Raw genomic sequence first — 18,555 nt, 5'->3', positions numbered from 1 at the left:
GGTTGCGGGAGCAGGATTTGAACCTGCGACCTTCGGGTTATGAGCCCGACGAGCTACCGAGCTGCTCCATCCCGCGACGATAGTATGGTGGAGGCTGACGGGATCGAACCGCCGACCCTCTGCTTGTAAGGCAGATGCTCTCCCAGCTGAGCTAAGCCTCCATATGGTGACCCGTAGGGGATTCGAACCCCTGGATGACAGCGTGAAAGGCTGCTGTGTTAAACCGCTTCACCAACGGGCCATATGTATTTTGATGGCGGATGGAGTGGGATTTGAACCCACGAGACGAGTTAACCCCGCCTACACGATTTCCAATCGTGCTCCTTCGGCCACTCGGACATCCATCCATGGTGCTCCCGACTGGAATCGAACCTGCGACCTCTTCCTTACCATGGAAACGCTCTACCGACTGAGCTACAGGAGCATCATATGGCTCCTCGGGACGGTCTCGAACCGCCGACCGATCGGTTAACAGCCGATTGTTCTACCAACTGAGCTACCGAGGAACAATCTATAGGTAAGGCTATTCAGCCATGAAAAGGATCATGGTGGAGCTGAACGGGATCGAACCGATGACCTCCTGCTTGCAAGGCAGGCGCTCTCCCAACTGAGCTACAGCCCCATGAATGGTTATTTAAAGTGGTGGGCCTAGGCTGACTCGAACAGCCGACCTCACGCTTATCAGGCGTGCGCTCTAACCAACTGAGCTATAGGCCCGCTTCGCCTCATAGAATCAGAATATTAGCAGAGCATCAAATAAAATGCAATGGTATTATTAGGAATATATACTATACTACTGCTATTCGGACCAAACGTAGCGAATGTTCATTAACATCCTTATTAATTGGAATCTTACGTTTCATCAAAAAAGCTAATCCATTTTGCAAAATTCTAGGTGAATGATAGATGAATAACGGTATGTTTGTGTGTGCTCATGCCCATCTGTTCTGGATTTGCCCGTGGAAAAGCTTGCACAAGCGAATGAGGAGGCATTGGATATGATGTATGGTGTCCCGTTGAAAAGGATGGAGTGGCTGGAATTATCCCCCTTTATCGAACACTACAATTACACCTATAATACAGATTTTCACATCACAGAACCGGGTATTGACCTCAAGGATTCTTCCCGGAAGCATCCGGAATTGCTGGCCGTTGACAAAAAGAGTGGACAGCGGATGGTAATTGAGAAAAAAACGATTGTGGTGCCGAAAGATTATGTCGGCTTCGCTTCCAACAATCAGTTGTTTACCGATGAAATGGTGTTTCAACTGCGTCAAAAGATACCCGGGCTTTTTCAGTCGGAGGGGAATGTGCTGGTGGTGTCATCTCCAATTCCCAGAGATAAAAAGTTGATTGCCGCTTATGCTGAATCAATCGTGGATCAGATCCTGGAGAGGTTCAAACAAATTGTAGCGGGTTCAAAGTTTACGCCAAATGAAGATAACAGCACTGTTTCTTCCGAACTTCCAGTCAAATGGGCATTTGGAAAAAAGCGTATTGATGAAGATACCGGAAGCACACAGCCCTTTTCCGTTCAGTTTGTTGGCGGTACCTATGACCGCTTTCGCACAACGGCTTCGGATGTGCAGTATGTACAAGATGAGGTGAAAAAGCGCATTGAGGAAGCGAACAAAAAATTCGAGGGATATGAAGATTGTATAAAGCTTCTGATGTTCTCGTGCTATTCCCCTTATGTTGATACAGACCGTCATATTCAGGAAGCGGTTTCTGTCATACCGGATTACGGCAGAGTGGACGGAATCTGGCTGGAAGCTCCGGAATGGCTGGATGACGACGATCATTATGAAATGTCGTACCGTGTTTTAGGAGAGAGGTAAAAGGGGTGGGTATTTCTGATTGGCGATGTATGGAGAAATGTGCACGTGAAGACGGCTTTTGGTCGAGACGATGAAAAGGCCAAGCGTATGGTTTTACATGCAATCAACTTCATAACGGAAAAGTTGGAAATGGATATCGGGGGCATCAACCTATCGATTCTGTTTTCGGAAGACTATGCAGGAGATACGGCAGCCGTCCATTTTCAACCGGGACAAAACGGCAACGAGAACGGCATTTTTATCCCCGAGTTTTATCAAAAAGAGCAGGTCAGGGAGAGAAATATCCCCATTATTATCATTAATTGGGGCAAACTGTCTAAATTGAAAACTCCCATGAAAGATACCTTTCTTGTATCTGTCATCGTCCATGAGCTTGTCCATTACTATGATTATTGTGTTACCTATCCGTCCTGCATAGTTGAGCGGTACGGAAAAGTGCTGGAGAATGGGGCGCGAGGAAGCTTGGAAGGCTACATCGGCGGATATTTTCTGTATCGTTCGGAGTTGCGTGCGAAATTCTATCAGGAAACCTATATACTGACAAGTGAGAGAGTTGCATGCACCCTCGCCAATCTGTCAAAAAAAGCAACCAAAATCGAAGCCTCGTACTATTCGTTGGCACATGCAAGGGGGGAACTGCTTTGCTGGAAATCGTTGCTTGAGTCTTCCTTTCTTCCTGACGAGATGGAAATGCAAGCATTTCTCGCCAAGCGCGAGCAAGCGATTTCGCAAGTTGAAACAGGTAGATACGTGAACCTGGCTGAATTATTTGAGCTGGAACCATTTTTTACGTATTGTGATAGCATCAAACTGGAATAGAACGTGAAGTGAAACGAGCAGCGGTAGTCTTGGACGGGAAAACAGTGTCCTCGACTACCGTATTTTCATTGACAGCGGATTTCTGCACAAAACAGGTGTGATCGCAAAAGGAGCGGATATGCGCTCAATGGTGGAACACCAACCTTTTAATTTTGTTTTGCGTATTCATCCGAAATCATTTAGAGGATTACCATTCCCGCGTACATTCAAGACATTCCATCGTTATGGCCTTCCGTTATTTCCTGAAGAAAGCGTCTCCAAAGATGACTTTGGTATACCCATCCGCTCCTTCTACAGCAATCCTGATTTCCTTTTTCCCCTCTATTCGGATTGATACATGTTCCCCTTCGTCAGAGCTTTTCATGGGCTTATAAGTATCGGAAAAAAAGGCTACCTCTTTCCCATTTACCACTTCAAATGCACGGAGCGTAATGTTTTTTTTCGAAGATGATTTCTTCGTCTTGTTATTCGGATCCTGATACACGACAACAATATCTGATTCAAAGCTGCGGTAAGAACCTTCTGGGAAGGAGAAGGCTAATTTCGTGTTCCCTTTAATCACGGCCCCATGAGAAAAATCTGTATCCGCAACATTCAAATCCTTGTCCACCAAGGATAAGAGAACATTCCCTCCCAGTCGCCCCTTGTAGTCTACCAGTCGAAGGTCCCCTTCAGGTTGTTTCGTATTGACTTGGACTTCACGTTTTTGTTGATCATAATTTACCGTTAACCCAAGCCCTTCTCCAATTGTTCTTACAGGCAAATAGGTCACACCATTATAGATAAGCGGGGAGAGGACTCGTCCATTTTGATCTCTCATAGTCAGATAGCTTCCGTCCTTTGTTACTTTCAAGCTTGCATCTTTCACCGCTTGAACCACCTGCTGTGCCGGAGCTGCCGAACCAATTACAACTCCACCTGCGAATACTGATACAATTCCAGCAACAATGATAGCACCTTTTTTTATTGCACTCATGAGATAGCCCTCCGTATTATCGTCATTTTTGCCTCATTACCGGCGATCCTTATATCTACCGGGAACCGTGAATACCCCGAGTTAGAAAGTGAGACACAGTCTCCTCCTTGGTAATTGCCGAACCATTTCTCAGATAAAGTCTACGAAATCATCTTTGTTTGCTGTCTCTTTCAACGATCGCCAAAAGTCCAAAAAGAATAGCAATAGCAATCGAAAAAATACGGGAATCAAATACGCCAAAGAATCCAAGAGAATAAAACAACAGCGCACAAGTTCCGAGAACGATCGTAAGTAGCAGCACTATGTACATCAAGTCCACCCTTGGCACAAATTTATTTCAAAGTTCATAGCTTCAGATCTAAGCAGCCGTGTGTACTTCACACCTCGAAAACAGAGAAAATATTGGGTTTTAGTCCGGAAGTGTACAGATCATCGATTCCCTTGGATGACATTTTGGCGTCCCATATAGCAAGATCAATGCTTACCCCTTCACTCGCAAACGATCGTATCAAGGACCGAATGACCTCTCCCGCTTCCTCTCTTTCATCATCTGTATCTTTGTCTTTCACTGTATGCAATGCGTCTCCATCTACCGCGATAACGACTCTGTTCGGGTTTAATTTCATAGCTCCCTCAACCCCTAAGTACCACTGGGAAAGACCAGGAAAGCTCACAACCGGCTTCCCAATATACTCGCTTGAGATATCCCCCTTTAGTGGACCTTCTGTGACAAAGACAGTACTACAATCGATCGTAGATCCATCTGGTATTCCAGCAGGTGGGTAGGAAACGTGATAGGTAGGTACAGCCTTTGTTCCTTTCCGTCTTCCAGATGATGATAACCAGATATACTTATTCCTCTTCTTCAGTGTCACAGTACCGACGAGTTGACCGGCCACACGGATTGGGATTGTTTCGCTGCCGGTTACTTTTCCTGAGTAAACAAGGCGCTTCTTATAGAGAACAGTAAGAACTTGCTTGTCAGTGATCTCGGCTTGCAAGTGATGTTCCTCGACGGATTTAATTACGGGACTAAGCTTTGGTGATTCCACTCGGAGTTGAAAACCTTGAATGACGCCATATTCATCGCGAACGGGTATGAGGATCCCCGGTGTACCCGCTAGATTCCAATACGTACCGGAGTCATCTCGTTTTACGGATTCATAAAAGCCGGGCACTCCCTCTAAGGTAGTGAACTCTTCTCCAATATCCCTTGCTATTAGGTACGGCCGTTCCGGATAAGAGCGATATTGCCGTAGTGCGATGACACTAGGTGATAACTTGCGTTCATTCAATAAGTGATGGTAATGATCGATGTTAAGTGTCAGCTTATTAACGAGAGACTGATATACCGCTGTAATCAACTGAGGCTCCGCAAGAGGTGAGTCTCGCCTTTCCTCTATCTGAGTGTGCTGTTGAACGGGGCGATCCGATTTCATCTCCGTCCCATCCCGGTACATAACGGTATGCCCCATGAGATAGCAAACATCTTCCACCGCTTCGAGAAAGAATGACTCGTCAAATTTGCCCCACTTGTAATACATATAAAACGAGATACCGCCCTTCCCCCCGGTATCTTCGCAGCTGCCAAAGCACTTAAACCGATTCTTTTCTGGATCTATGCTTAAAGAGGGGGTCTTTTCTCCATGGACAAAGCAGCTAGTAAAATAGGATCGCCCCACTCTTTCCAGTGAAATGCCTAAGGCGCGTGCGAGGTCATACACATTGACGCTCTTTGCATAGTCAATCGTCTCAGCTGTAAGCTGTTTTTGATTCCCTCCCATCTCTATCCCTCCTAAGGTGCGAATTGTGGTTAGCGAATGATTTGAAGCTCCAGCAGCTTTTCGGTGATCTTAAATCGATCCAGAAGTAACGCTGCTTCCCCCATCGTGTTAGGGACTGGTAATTTCAAACGTCGTAACTCTTCTTCCTGCTCTGGTCTCACTGCGTCCTTTTTTTCTATGGCTTCCTTAAGCACCAACTGCTTCATCCAAGTTTCCTTGGCACGTTTCTCGACCAATTCCTCGGCCTTACTCTGTGCATCTCCTAACGTCGGAAACGGATCCAGGTTCATACAGCTAATGGAGTCCTTCTCTTTGGCATAGGCCCAAATATTCCATCCAGGATAATCAATGTCCGCTGAAGGGACCAAACACAAGCTGCCCGCTCCTAAATTAATGCTGTAACCGACCGGGAGCGGATTCCAGTCAAACTTACTTTCCTTTGGAAGCAGATCCACTGTCTCCACTTGTTGAAACTTCTCTTCCAGCGCTGCTTCATACGCTCGCATAATCAACTGCTGCTGGATGATATCAGATGTACTGATCTCAATGTCTTCCTTTACCCGGCCGGACGATTCGTCTTCACTAGTAATCCCTTTAGCACGCTTCACTTCTTCTTGTTCCTTTGTCGTTCCAATAATCGAGAGAAGCGTAACAAGCTGATGACGACTGGTATTCCCCGCAAAATCGATAACTAAGCAGTCCTTCTTGTCAGGAAACAGTCTCATTCCTCTCCCTACTGCTTGAACATAGAGAGAGCGACTTTGTGTGGGACGTACCATCAAAACACATGAGACTTCAGGGCAATCGAAACCTTCTGTTAGTACCATCACATTGGTTACAACCCGGATCTCACCTTTTGCGAAGCGCGCCAGGATATCTCTGCGCTCTTCATCCTTCATGGTACCGTCTACATGATGAGCAGAGATTCCAAAAGCACGGAAGGTTGCAGCCAATTCAATGGCATGTTGGACTGAACAGCAAAAGGCAACGGACAGTCTCCCTTCGCATCGATTCATATATGTTTCAACGACTAACTCGTTAATTTTCGGTGTGTTGAAGTTCTTGGATAGTTGAGCTTCATCAAAATCTCCATAGGATGTCTTAATCTTTGATAAGTCCACGCCTGTATCGACACGCTGCCCTCGAAGGTTTACTAGATACCCTTCCTTAATCAGGTCTAACATGTTGATTTCGAATATGATCTGCTCAAATACGCTGGAGAGTTCTTTCCCATCCGTTCGATCTGGTGTCGCGGTAACCCCTACGATTAATAAATCCGGATTTTTCTCTAAGAAGTAATCAATGACTCTGGTGTATGTTGGGCTTACCGCATGATGGCATTCATCGATGATGATGAGGTGTACGGTCTCTTTAATTTGATCCATGCGGTTCACGAGAGATTGTACAGAACAAGAAATGATCTGCTTCTCAACCTCGTTTTCTTGCCCTTTGATGATGCCTACATCTGCTTCTGGCCAAACTTGCAATAGCTTACTGGCTGCTTGGCGAACTAACTCATCGCGGTGTGCGATAAAGAGCGATTTCTTATTCATCCGTCTTAGGATCTCACTACTGATGATAGTTTTCCCCGCTCCTGTTGCTGCAATGATCAACTGTCTTTTCACTTCGTGCTGCAAGCGGAATACTTCGGATACCGCTTTTTCTTGGTACCACCGCATGGACATAGGGGCTGTCACGTTACATCCTCCTCTACGCCATCTTCATTCCCCTAATAGAAGCCTGTTTGACTACAGTTTTGGAAGAAGAAAGTATGACTAGGAATTGATTTGTGTATGTGGTCGCTGACCTGGAAGATGATTGTACTGTGGCATAGAAATCGTAAAGAAGAAAAGGGTTATGAAAAAAAGCAGGCTGATGGAACCAATGAGCATGTAAACCTTTTTGGTTTGAATGTTCATTTTCATCCATCACTCCTATCGGTTGGCTCCATTTGCTCCCCCACTTGTTTACGCTTTCGAAAAGCAGCAATATAATCGTTGGATTTAATCACCATCTCCGCGTGGCTTTCACGTTGCTGATTCTTCCGAAGCTTCCCGTAGATGACACAGTGCTTATCAACCAGCTGCTCATTGGTGTATGTGAAATAGGGGAAGTGAGCTTGGAAGACAACGAGAGTAAAATCAATGCCATTCACCGGATACAGGTTAATGAAAATCACCTTTTCACGCCGGTTCACATGCTTAACTCTGCCCAGAACGAAATACTCCCCAGTATCGTTATTCTCTGTTACGTACCGGTAGGCAACGTCAGGGGTTATCACCAGCTCGGAAAGCGGCAACTTTACCCGTTTTGGTCCCCGCTTCACGGAGAAGTAAATGTTCGTTAATTCATCCGGTGTGAGTTTGGTCAGGAGCTTTACAATGGACTTCGGAGAGGTACATTTGGTTATTTTCTTGTTGTCTTCTCCTACCTCTTCTTCTTCCGGTTTTTCCTTTTTCTTTGTAGGCTTTTTTTCATTTTCGTCATCAGATAAATACGTTCGATCCGGATCAATTCTCCCGAGATTCAGATCAATAACATACTCATCCTCATCCAATTGAGTAGAGGCCATGATCGTGCGATACTCATTGGCTTTTTCCAGAGCCTCGATTGGGTCTAACTTTTGGAAGAACCCACACTCAGGCTTATGCTGAGAGTCAGCATAACCGGTCGTTTTGAAATGTGGTACAATATCGCTATTTCCGCGATTTACAATTACACTTACCCGGCACTTTTCATCAATGCACTGAACCATACCATGTTCCGCTTGATCATAATCAGCTGCCAAAACGCTCCGTTTCACTTTCGTAGACCATGCCACCTTCACGGACTATCTCCCCTTTCGAACAGCTCGTTGCGGCTTCAACAATTCCCTAACGAGTTCTTCGTCTTCTGACTCCTCAGTACTATGTAGGTCCGTTTTATCTACCGAACTGCCCGCGTGATTAAGAGCGGCCACTTCAGTGGGATTGTTCTCTTCGATGTCGGCAGTGCTATTTTTAGACAGAATGGTAACGGAATGAGCAGCAGTCTTCTTTTCCTTCTTCTGTTTTGCTGCATGTCCAATTCGAAGGAAGAACTGAAGGGTATTTTGGCACATCAAGTACCATCCCATGAAGAAACCTCCAAATACTCCTAGGAGGAAGCCCTTAATCCGCTTCATTTCACGATTGAAACCTAAGCAAACCGCAACCGCCTGTAGGAGGGACATGTCGTGCTTGTGTTGGATATACCACCAGAAGCCCGGAAAAGCGAAGGCTACAAAGAGGAAGGCGACAGAACCCTTGCTTAAGAGTAGAACGACCATCTGAGTGATCGCCACGACAGCTAACAACAAATTCCCGATGACAACCGGCCAACTTTGTTTTTCAACGAAGACCGTATCGTTTGCAGTCGCATGTATCATACGTTCAGTCATACCCCCCTAATGAGAGAACCGTTTGCATCTAGGCGCCAATATCTACGATCGCGCAGGTCTTCTTTGATTTGTGCATCCTGGATCCCCACTCGCAATATCGTGCCAAATTCCGCTGCGGGTACACTCTCCAACCTTTTGATAATTGCATTCATTGGATCTGGCTTGACTCGTTTCTTGGACATGTCATTTGTTCCCCTCTCGTTTTGGTAGTTGATCGGAACCGTGTGACGCCTGAAAAAACAAAAAGGCGAATCCCCTTTCCTTTGGTTAAGGAAAAGGGATTCGCCGGGATGTCCGCCGATCATTATTGAATTCCAGATTATTATAGTACATGAGACTTAGAGTCCGCAACAATTGAATCTATGAATGCAGCTCTAGACTGTATTCATAGATGAGAACAGCTTACAATTTACTTAAAGGTCTTGTATGAATCAGTATCATAGTTCAACTTGATGCCAATTTAACTCTCCGCGCTTTATGCCAAGATCGTCTAAACCGTTTCCTCCAAACAGCATAATATGAAGGGAGGGATTACAGCAGGAAAAAGGGATGCCTTGAAATTATTTAGGCATCCCTTGAAATTTAATGTGGGGTATAATTTTTAATCAGATTGAGACTTTCTGTTAATACAGGTTCAGAATCAGTACTGAAGTATCTTGTTAAGATACTCTGTATAGCTTTTATCAGCTGCCAGTTTAGCATTAAATGAAGTGTCCCAAGCTTTATTTGAAATATCCCAGAATACTTTCTTATTCTGGTCTGTAGGCGTTGCATAAAGCACATACAGTTTGTTTATACTTTCTTTCTCTAATACCAATGCCTTTGAGTATTGAGACATAAAAACGTTCATATTCGATACATTCAGGCCATATTTAGCAGCCTCTTGAGTAATTTTATTTACATCTTTTTGTATTGAGGCATGTATGGGGTTTAAACCCTCTAAAAGGGTCTCGGGTAACAGAATATTGGTAAGATATCTCTCTTGATAATAACTAAGTTCCATGGCACTGTGGCCGATTAATACATGAATATCCCCTATCTGCTCATGAAAGATAGATAATCTTTTGTACATGTCTGCGATTTTTGCATAAACTTTAATTTTGTTCAAATCATTCTCTGTGATGGTCTTTGCTAGGGCCGGTTGCTGTGCGTAAGATATGCCTATGGGAGCCATGAGTAAGATGCTGGAGCAGATAAATACACCAAGAAAATTTCGCAACTTCTGAACCAAATGAATTTCCCCCCTTCAATTACTACTATCCTATTACTAAGACACATTAATCTTTCCTAGTTTACAACGTTTGATACTACACCCGGGTTTTTCACTTGGCATCAGCTATTTAACACCTTTCCCCGTAAGAAAAAAAGCATAAAATGCCATGATCGGCCATTTTATGCTTTATCACTTTTATCGCTTATTTGTAATGAGTTTTGTATCCTTGCCATTCGTACGCATTTCCGAGGATCTCCAATGGTACTTTATAATCGTCCATATTGTGTCCCCTCAATTGCGTCTTGTCATAGATAGGGTATCCCTTATCTACTCCAAACTTGAAGCGAGGCAGGAAGTACACGCTGTAGTTTCCACGCTGCAATCCTGTCCATACATCCCCCATCTTCATTGTATCCACGCCATCCTCACGCGATCCTAATTTCGCAACTTGGATTTGAGGCCCGTGCCATTCCAATCCAACTTTCACGAGATTGAGAGAGTTTCGCAGATCCGTACTCTTCCCGCCTCTTTCTTGCATCCAAGACGTTGCGGAAAGGATAACCGGATATTGATTTGAAAACGGATGCTTATGCCGTGGTTCGAAGATAACATGTGTGAGGATCGTTTCCCCAGCATAGAAAGAGTTGTTCGTACTAGCCTTGTAACGATCTCGGGAATGCTTTTCGACCCACTCAGGCGTGTGAAGCAGGATCCCTTTCGCGTTAGGCTCGTACACTTCAAATTGTGTGTCATCACCCAATACATTGATTGTGAAGCTGTTTTGGATGCTTTCCCTGTCGGTTCCAGGCGTACATTCCTTCGTTGGAGGTGCATCTGGATCATCTGGGTCAGGCTTTTCTTCGCACTTCTCGTAGCTTACATCAAAATCAACTTTGTAAGGTACATCGATCTGGAACGAATCAGCTTTCACAACATAATCCTCTGAATTGAGCTGCATAGCCCAAGTCGTGAGTGTCGGTACGGTCGTTCCATCATAAATATTACTTTGGACACTCAGTTTTGGGTTAAGTGCGAAGTTCTTATCAATTCCTGGTCCCGAAACAGACATCGGTACCGAAGACGGCCACTTCGTCATTGAATTTGTTTTGGAGTTCCAAGTAGAAGGACTCGCTGTAACCACTACATTTTCGTAATCCGGAGCTGGGTACTTCGCTTCAAAGTATGCCTTCTTATCCACGATCGCTTGGGCAATCTCCTGGTCTGCTTGTGCAAAGGCAGAGTTGATCTGATTTTGATCGATCTCTACTTCAATACGAGCTGGTTCCTTCTCCCACGTACCATCCGCAGTACTCACTAGTAAACGATTGTCGGAATCGTAAACCTTTACGTTCATTTTTCCACCCGGAATCTCGCCTCCGGGCTCGCATGACGTACACGGTGGTGGCTCCGATGGCATGTCCTGCCCGATGATAATAGTAACGGTGAAGTTACAACCGTTTGCGTTTGGCCATTGTGGATCATTTACCTTTGCGTTAATGGTATAGCTGCCTTCCTTTAATTGATCTTTCGGACGGAAACCAATATTTTCTGGTACCACGTTTTCCATCGGTGGTGGAGCTGTCCAATCCGCGCTTATCCACGACCCCCCAGATACTTCTAATATCGGGGCTGGGGAATCCCACAGAATGAGCGTAATCTCATCCGGTGCAGATGGATAACTCACTTGAGCACCACTTTTAACAACGGTTTCTTTGAATTCGCCTCCGAACCCTTCTACGATGTGGAGATAAACTGCATCGCAACCACCTGAAGTATCCGTAACCGTTATCGTTAAGTAAATCTCACAATTAAGTAGGGCGGGATAGCGAGAATCAGTTACCTTTGCCTTAATGAAGTACGTGCCTGCTGGCAACGCATTTTTCTGAAACATCTCGTTAGGATTTGATGACTGGTTTGTGAGGGACTGACCCGTTAATTTGTTTGTTGCTGTCCATGTTACTTTCAATCGATTGCTTGTGCTTGGATCGTCGTTCGTCGTGGTTACAGCAATCTTGATGTCGACAGGCTCACTACTTGTAAGTGGATGAGTCATTCCCGTTCCTGGGTTTTCATGACTTTCAGCACCTGTATCCGAAAACCACTTGTTACGAACTGAACTCCAGTAGTGAATATACATGTCATCGCAACCGGCTTCAGATATCGTAATCTCCATGTATTTAATACACGTAATTCCATCACCCTTGATAGTTGCTTTCAGTGTATATGTTGTGGCCGATGAATCGTTGAATCTCTTCGTATATGGGTTACTAGAGCTGGTGTTAGTCCCGTTCTTACCCACAAGCTCCCACTTAACCGAATCAATACCTTTCGTAGTTCCATTACCAGATCCGTTGTCAAAGAGAGCATAGAATTCAACATCATGAGCGGAGCCAGCAGTCATTCGAATTTTGTATGGATCCGATTGGGTACCTGATCCTTCTTTCTTTGCAAAAGCGCCGTCTACCTTAGCTCGCAAATACAAATTATCGCAGTCTAGTGCGTTCGGAGGATCACCCCATACCACTTTAATTGTGTAGCAGATCTCCACGCCTCCTTGGTCCGGATTTGTCCGTGAGACCGTTACCGTATAACCGTCTGGCACTGTAGCCGGATCGTCGTCAAAGGTATACGCAGTTCCATAATCCGCCCCACCCGAACCACCGAGCTTATACTTCATCCTCCAGTACACTTTCACCGATGGCTGACCGTTGTATAGCGCTTTGAATTCGGTGTAGTTCTCTTCTCCTGGTGAAATCGTCAAAATATACGGATTGCTCGGTGTACCAGTACCACTAGAAAAAGTTCTTTGGATACCATCAACCGTTACTGTACCTAATGAGAAACCTTCACAACCGGCGACTGGTGGACTTGTGGCAATGACGATGTTAATAACCCAAGGAGGACAATCCACCTCTTCGTATTCCTTCATCATTTCGTGTTGGTTGTTTCTAATTTTGTACGTTCCCGGTGTTGTAAACCATACTTGATACTTCGTAGGTAGTCCTTTATTGTATGTGGACTTGTAAGTAAAGTTATCGGTTTCATATTGGCCGTATCCACGATCACCTTCTATGATCGGCCACGGATGTACACTTCCATCTGGATAGACAACTTCCCACTCTACTGAATACGGCTGGTTATCGTCTCGTCCTGTATTGTACACAACATGAAAGTCAAATTCGGCAGTCTCAGGGGTGCGATAGATAGTGGTTCCAGATGACAAAAGTTCTCCACCCACATGCATGTTGTAGACTTTCGGACAACTCGCTTGGACTGGGCCTGTCCTCTTTTCAGTAGTCAATGTGACATTGTAGCACCACACCTTACCATTACTTCCTCGATATTCCACCTTAAAGGTCATCGAGTCATCCTCACTGATGCTGGTTGCATAGTCGCTGATTACCAGCCCTGTGCCATTGTACAAAACTGCACTAGCTTTAGCAGGAGCTCCGTCAACGTACCAGCTTGCACCAGATCCAGCATTGGAAGGTTGTATGGTTACCTTCTCTTGCTTGCTATTCATCCATTCAGCGTTAACTTTAACATCTGCAATGGCCGTAGCATGCGGTGTAAGAAGGGAATATTCTGTAGCCTCTGAACTACCTGAATTCAACTTATGCATAATATCCATCTTTTCCGCTTTTGAAGAATCTGATGGTGGACAAGGGATACTTCCTTGTGAGTTTACTTTCAGATAGAACGTCTTACATGACACGGATGATCCAGGTAGAGAATAGGTCACGACTAACGTTTGACCTTGGGCATCCGGAACAGTGAAGCTATATGCAGCAGTATTGCTTGCATTAAAAGCAGGATAGCCTTCAACTTTCCAGTCCCCTTTTGCTCCAGTTCCATTCGCTTCAGCAAAAAACTTTACAGCGTCTCCACTCGTGACAATTTGCGTTTCTCCGGGAGACATAGTTGGAGCTGATGCGTTTGTACCAAAGTGGACATTGATATTGGCGCAAACCGCTGGTGCTGCGCCACCGACTGTAAAAGTAGCGATTGCATCTGTTGCAACACGGATATCACTAGACTCGCGATTGGAGCGTTTCTTTGAGTCTACGATCAGCAGATGTACTTCGTATGTACCCGGTTCATGACCGCCTGCTGGTGGTTTGTATTCTAGCGGTACACCACCATTATTCCAGGTATAAGATGGCTTATCTGCATTAACTGGATCAGGGTAGTACTTCATTTGATCCTTGTACTGAAGATAACCCCTTCCCGTGGTCTTATTTATCACCCAAAGGTTTAATACCTCAATTCCTTTATCGTATTTAGAATAGTCAGTTGCCGATGGGGATATTTTTACAGTTTCATTTGGTTGGTACGTTGTTTTGTCTGTTTTTACTTCTCGGGTCGGTCTTGGCGTCGTAAAGAATTTTGCCTTACGCCTGTACTTTCCGCCACCTGTGTCATATAGGGAGCTATGATCGTAAACTCCCCAACCTCCAGAAGCAATTGCTACTTCTGCGAGGTTTTTCATGTTTCTATGGGTAGATAGCGAACCTTTGTTATAAATTTCATGACCATAAGCGTTTGACCCGCCACCATTTACATAACTTGGATTTCCATTGAACATTGTTGCCCATTCAGCAGCTTCTGAAAGTGTCCCAAAGATATACCCATTGTCAGAATCACTTTCCATCCAAGAGAAATTTAAGGCAGTTCCCTTCTTCTGGTCATCAATTAGCATATCTATTTTGGTTACAGCCATGTTTTTTTGTGTTAGAGATGGTCCTGTAATATCCGACAAGTCATACGAACCATCCACCGGTTTACCCTTGCTGTCTAGCCATCCAACATGAAAATCCAACTCAGATCCATTCAACTCCGCAGCAGGTGCAGGAGTAGCGACGTACGCCACTCCCGTAACAGCTATGCAAATACTTAACAATCCGTTAAGTATTCTTTTCCTTGAGGCATTAATTTTCATTTTCTACCCCGCCAATTTGGAGGTATCAATTTACCTTATCATGTCATTGATCCTCGTCAATTTTGGAAATTCTTTGTATACGTAACTTGCTACAGCTTCACCTTTGCCAGGAATAAATACCATAAACACCATATGTTTAATATCAGGTATCTTGGTCTTTATAGTCATCCCTGCCTTCAGATCAATTCTTGTACCATCCTTTTTAACGATGAGGCCATAGATCCTAAAACCCTTTAAGTTAGGAACTATCCCTGTTAACATTCCGTTATCTACTTTCAAACTGTAGTGAAACTGATCTGCTACCTTTCTACCAGCCGTAATTCCGTTGTACTCAATGTGTAGGAACTTAAATACCTGAGCCCCTTCCGCACGAAGAAACGGACTCTCAGGTGTTTGGCCCCATACTTTCGGAAGAATACCTCTAGAAATCAAGTGCTGGTAGTTGGTAATCCCTGGCCAGATTCCCCCACGATATGGTTTCCATGCGTTGTTCACAATTAGAGCAGCCTCTTCTTTAGTCACAAGACGATTTGGATCGATGGTTATACCCGCGAGAATTCCCTTTTTATGAGCTTTTTCATAAACATCCTTCGCCCAATGTCCTACTGGAAGCTGAGCAACCGGAGCTTTCTCTTTCAGTTGCATGACAGCAACCAAGCTCGTCAAAAGCTGCCCTTGGGTCATTTGAGTGTTAGGCTTGAACGTCCCGTCAGCGTATTTCCACATCACTCGTTTTTCCAGCACGTAATCAATGGCATCTTTATATTGGTGGTTCTGATAATCGGATTTAACACCGACAACAGCTGCCTGTGCATGAGCAGCTGGAGAAAATGTAGATACCGAAATACCCGTTACCAACAAAGAAGCCACCAGCAACGTGTTAACTTGTTTTTTCATTTAAAATGCCTCCTCGTGTTACGTAATTTTTACTTGCATAGACTTCATCCATTTTCCGAAGCAACTTGGCAGCGAAATCGTAATTGAGCGGTGCAACTGTTCCATCCTTAACGCCAACCCACGATTCAATGTCTTGAACAGTTACTACATGCTGACCGGTCTTTTTATTAATCGCGTACATTACGAACTCTGCACCCTCACGCAGCGAGAGCGTCCGCATAGGCTGAATCTTGCATCCACATGGAATCACACCATAAAACTTGGCAGACTCGTAAACTGCCTTATAAGCCGGGTCTTTGACTTCTGGGACATCTACATTTTTGGTGGAAATGTCGCCAAATTGGGTCATAACCATTCGAAGAAAATCACCTTGGAGAGGTTGTTCATACGTCTGGATTTCTTGAGTGATAAGTCCTTCTTGTTTAGCCCAGTCGACGTCCGACATAATAATCTGTTGGGGAGCTGCACTTGTCCGAGATTCATTTACATAGATCCCACCAAAGAAAGCACCAACAATGGAAACTGCTGCCAATCCCCCTACAATGATTTTCCCTTTAAACCTGTGTAAGAAACCTGTCCCTTGTTCGTTACGCTTGCTAGTTAACATCGAGATTCCTCTCTCCTCTTAGTATAATTAAACAACTCTACATATACAATTACTGGTGTACAAATAATGGTTCGAAAAAAATCTGGCCCTTAAAAAAACAAAAGCGGATCAAATCCCCTCTTTCTTTAAAAAGAAAAGGATTTAGATCCGCTGGTATTGCCAGTCAGTCGCATATTCATTTCTTTAAGATGCACTCCTGCATCTCTCTCCCAGCCAACTTGCTGAAAAGTGTGGTTCTCCCACAAACATTGATAGACACGTCGTCATATCAAAAGGAAATGACTTCGCTTTAACTATATCATTCCGATTTGGAAGAATCTACTGTTTTTTCGTGATCTGTTAGTTTAAAAGCGTAGTTCCTGTACACTGATGACCGGAATGAGCTGTCTACCTACTCGCGGGCTTATACCAGGATCATCCACGTAAGCAACCGCAACTAAACATGGCCCTGTCATTACCTTTGGAGGCAGCTCGTAGGTTGTTCCGTTTACTATCAAGGATGCACGAAGGATAGAGCCCGGTCCCATATCGGTAAAGTTGGTCTCTTGAATTAATGCCCCGTTCATGGTCATCGTAAGGTCGTAAGTGTTATGCCACTGTTGAAAGTCAATGTACTTCCAGCCAACAAAGACGTTTGTCTTGGTAATGGATTTAGGGCCAGGCATATAGGCACCCACCCCATTCCAAGTATAGCTTCCATTCTGATTCATACGGGCATGAAATCGCTCCAATGCGGTAGGCTTATCAATCTCAATCACGCCTTGGCGTTTTAACTCTTCAACCAAAGCAAAGGAAGCATGATGGTTCGAGTTGTCAATCAAACGCTCGATCTCCATCTTCTTCCCGGCAGTGACATCGGTATCGATCACCATGACACCCGCAAGAATCAAAACGAAATGTAAAAACAACGCTAGCAAGATCTTAGGCATACGTCGATCTCCTTAGGGATTAGCATCATACGGTAGCGGTTCCATTGTCCCGCGCATTGAAAAAACAAATTTCTTATTGTTTTGGAAAAACGCAACGAGTTTTGGTTTTTCATAGGTAAGAGTGCAAAGAAACTCATCGTTATATGTTAACGCATCATCGCTGATCCCGGTTGTGCGGGAGACCGTTATGTTCATTTTGTTAATATCAAGTCGAAAGTTCTTATTTGCAATTTCATCGGCTAAATAGGTTCGAAGGAGTGGCCCAGTATTGGCTGGAAGTAAGTTTCCCTCTGCTTCTACCTTTTTAACTGCATCTGCTTGCAATTCGCGCAGTTCTTGCTTCATTTGCTCTACCGTATGGACTTGTACAAATCCCGATGAAATCAAAAACATCACGAGAATCGATAATAAAGTCCCGAGATAGTTATTCATGTATTACTCCCCCTTTGGGGTATTGTTGAGGGACATAATCATGTCCCCCACGTATTCAAAAAGCGTAGTAAATGGTCAAAGATTGAAATAGTTTGTGGGTTAACGGACGTAGAGTCTGCTAGGAAAGTGTAGACTCCCATTACAAGGGTAAAAATGCTGATTACGATGATTGCCAAGCCGTCTCTCATAGAAGCATTAACCTCCCAAAAAGGGTATGTACTGGCTTTCTCGATCGTTTCGGAAGAGAAAATCTCCATTGCCTGTTCGTAACCAATTAACAATTTCCGTACTGAAACTTGGTTTAACACGCGTCTCCAAATGAACAAAGTTGACGTGGGGATCGACTTGACTGTAGACCGGCTTTAACGCTCGATTCATAGGATCCGTATGGGAAGCGGTAAAGAACGCACCTATTAAATTATCAAACCCTTCTTGTCTCAGTCGATCAGAATAATACGCAGAGACGGCGGGGTCGAGGTAACCAGCCCCCGCCATCTCTTTGATGACCTGAAGATGAACAGTTCTGACAGCAGCCTGCTCCTCTTCATACACAAATGTAATTGCCGACAGCGTAAAGAGAATTACAAAGGTTAATAGAGAGAGAAGGCTAGATGAGTATTCGGACATTCTATACAGTCTGCTACTGGAAACATAGACAAACGTTCATGTTCAGAGTGTTCCTGCTTCGACGTGCCCCGCCTCG

15 protein-coding genes and 8 tRNA genes (1 of these 23 running past the window's edge) are annotated in these 18,555 nt (G+C 44.5%); 2 read left to right on the top strand and 21 right to left on the bottom strand.

Annotated features, from left to right (window positions below):
- The 8 genes from ACLIN2_RS31855 to ACLIN2_RS31820 all read right to left on the bottom strand — a co-directional run.
- A tRNA-Met gene (locus tag ACLIN2_RS31855) sits at positions 1-76 on the bottom strand; it reaches 1 nt to the left of the window's first position.
- A gap of 9 nt (positions 77-85) precedes the next feature.
- Positions 86-161: transfer RNA gene (locus ACLIN2_RS31850), tRNA-Val, on the bottom strand.
- 3 nt (positions 162-164) lie between these two features.
- A tRNA-Glu gene (locus ACLIN2_RS31845) sits at positions 165-241 on the bottom strand.
- 13 nt (positions 242-254) lie between these two features.
- Positions 255-347: transfer RNA gene (locus ACLIN2_RS31840), tRNA-Ser, on the bottom strand.
- Between the two features lies 1 nt (position 348).
- A tRNA-Thr gene (locus tag ACLIN2_RS31835) sits at positions 349-424 on the bottom strand.
- 6 nt (positions 425-430) lie between these two features.
- A tRNA-Asn gene (locus ACLIN2_RS31830) sits at positions 431-506 on the bottom strand.
- Between the two features lie 40 nt (positions 507-546).
- Positions 547-622 (bottom strand) — tRNA-Ala (locus ACLIN2_RS31825).
- A gap of 18 nt (positions 623-640) precedes the next feature.
- Positions 641-717: transfer RNA gene (locus ACLIN2_RS31820), tRNA-Ile, on the bottom strand.
- Between the two features lie 281 nt (positions 718-998).
- On the opposite strand from ACLIN2_RS31820, the gene ACLIN2_RS31815 reads away from it, so the two are divergent.
- Together ACLIN2_RS31815 and ACLIN2_RS31810 are read left to right on the top strand one after the other, a co-directional pair.
- Complete coding sequence (locus ACLIN2_RS31815; RefSeq protein WP_411504713.1) at positions 999-1,838, top strand: hypothetical protein; 840 nt, start codon at positions 999-1,001, stop codon at positions 1,836-1,838.
- A gap of 45 nt (positions 1,839-1,883) precedes the next feature.
- The gene (locus tag ACLIN2_RS31810) at positions 1,884-2,657 is read left to right on the top strand and encodes a hypothetical protein (RefSeq protein WP_411504712.1); all 774 of its coding nucleotides are present in this window, start codon (positions 1,884-1,886) and stop codon (positions 2,655-2,657) included.
- A gap of 235 nt (positions 2,658-2,892) precedes the next feature.
- Here ACLIN2_RS31810 and ACLIN2_RS31805 read toward each other — a convergent pair whose 3' ends face one another.
- The 13 genes from ACLIN2_RS31805 to ACLIN2_RS31745 all read right to left on the bottom strand — a co-directional run bounded on the left by ACLIN2_RS31805 (position 2,893) and on the right by ACLIN2_RS31745 (position 18,479).
- Complete coding sequence (locus ACLIN2_RS31805) at positions 2,893-3,633, bottom strand: stalk domain-containing protein (RefSeq protein ID WP_411504711.1); 741 nt, start codon at positions 3,631-3,633, stop codon at positions 2,893-2,895.
- A 377-nt stretch (positions 3,634-4,010) separates the two neighbouring features.
- Positions 4,011-5,417, bottom strand: a complete 1,407-nt coding sequence (locus ACLIN2_RS31800) for a CHC2 zinc finger domain-containing protein (RefSeq protein ID WP_411504710.1) — start codon at positions 5,415-5,417, stop codon at positions 4,011-4,013.
- Positions 5,418-5,446: 29 nt separating this feature from the next.
- Positions 5,447-7,114 (bottom strand): DEAD/DEAH box helicase, encoded by a 1,668-nt coding sequence (locus ACLIN2_RS31795; protein ID WP_411504709.1) that lies wholly within the window; start codon positions 7,112-7,114, stop codon positions 5,447-5,449.
- Between the two features lie 224 nt (positions 7,115-7,338).
- Positions 7,339-8,244 carry a hypothetical protein gene (locus ACLIN2_RS31790; RefSeq protein ID WP_411504708.1) on the bottom strand — a complete coding sequence of 302 codons (906 nt, stop codon included), beginning with the start codon at positions 8,242-8,244 and terminating at the stop codon, positions 7,339-7,341.
- A gap of 3 nt (positions 8,245-8,247) precedes the next feature.
- A complete protein-coding gene (locus ACLIN2_RS31785) occupies positions 8,248-8,835 on the bottom strand; it encodes a hypothetical protein (protein WP_411504707.1) in 588 nt (195 codons plus the stop codon).
- Positions 8,832-9,017 (bottom strand): hypothetical protein, encoded by a 186-nt coding sequence (locus tag ACLIN2_RS31780; protein ID WP_411504706.1) that lies wholly within the window; start codon positions 9,015-9,017, stop codon positions 8,832-8,834. Before ACLIN2_RS31780 ends, ACLIN2_RS31785 begins: the two co-directional genes overlap by 4 nt.
- Before the next feature lie 458 nt (positions 9,018-9,475).
- On the bottom strand, positions 9,476-10,066 hold the full coding sequence (locus ACLIN2_RS31775; protein WP_411504705.1) for a hypothetical protein: 591 nt from the start codon (positions 10,064-10,066) through the stop codon (positions 9,476-9,478).
- 184 nt (positions 10,067-10,250) lie between these two features.
- Positions 10,251-14,987, bottom strand: a complete 4,737-nt coding sequence (locus ACLIN2_RS31770) for a hypothetical protein (RefSeq protein WP_411504704.1) — start codon at positions 14,985-14,987, stop codon at positions 10,251-10,253.
- A gap of 30 nt (positions 14,988-15,017) precedes the next feature.
- Positions 15,018-15,884 (bottom strand): S-layer homology domain-containing protein, encoded by an 867-nt coding sequence (locus tag ACLIN2_RS31765; RefSeq protein WP_141295503.1) that lies wholly within the window; start codon positions 15,882-15,884, stop codon positions 15,018-15,020.
- Positions 15,868-16,491, bottom strand: a complete 624-nt coding sequence (locus tag ACLIN2_RS31760; RefSeq protein ID WP_141295506.1) for a hypothetical protein — start codon at positions 16,489-16,491, stop codon at positions 15,868-15,870. Before ACLIN2_RS31760 ends, ACLIN2_RS31765 begins: the two co-directional genes overlap by 17 nt.
- Before the next feature lie 344 nt (positions 16,492-16,835).
- Positions 16,836-17,420 (bottom strand): hypothetical protein, encoded by a 585-nt coding sequence (locus ACLIN2_RS31755; RefSeq protein WP_141295509.1) that lies wholly within the window; start codon positions 17,418-17,420, stop codon positions 16,836-16,838.
- Between the two features lie 12 nt (positions 17,421-17,432).
- Positions 17,433-17,852: a hypothetical protein gene (locus tag ACLIN2_RS31750; protein WP_411504703.1), complete on the bottom strand. Its 420-nt coding sequence runs from the start codon at positions 17,850-17,852 to the stop codon at positions 17,433-17,435.
- Between the two features lie 195 nt (positions 17,853-18,047).
- The gene (locus tag ACLIN2_RS31745) at positions 18,048-18,479 is read right to left on the bottom strand and encodes a hypothetical protein (RefSeq protein ID WP_141295515.1); all 432 of its coding nucleotides are present in this window, start codon (positions 18,477-18,479) and stop codon (positions 18,048-18,050) included.
- Between the last annotated feature and the right edge of the window lie 76 nt (positions 18,480-18,555).

This window comes from Brevibacillus centrosporus (assembly GCF_046622605.1).
In the GTDB taxonomy this organism is placed as follows: Bacteria; Bacillota; Bacilli; order Brevibacillales; family Brevibacillaceae; genus Brevibacillus; species Brevibacillus centrosporus.
This window is presented reverse-complemented; position numbering and strand designations above follow the sequence as displayed.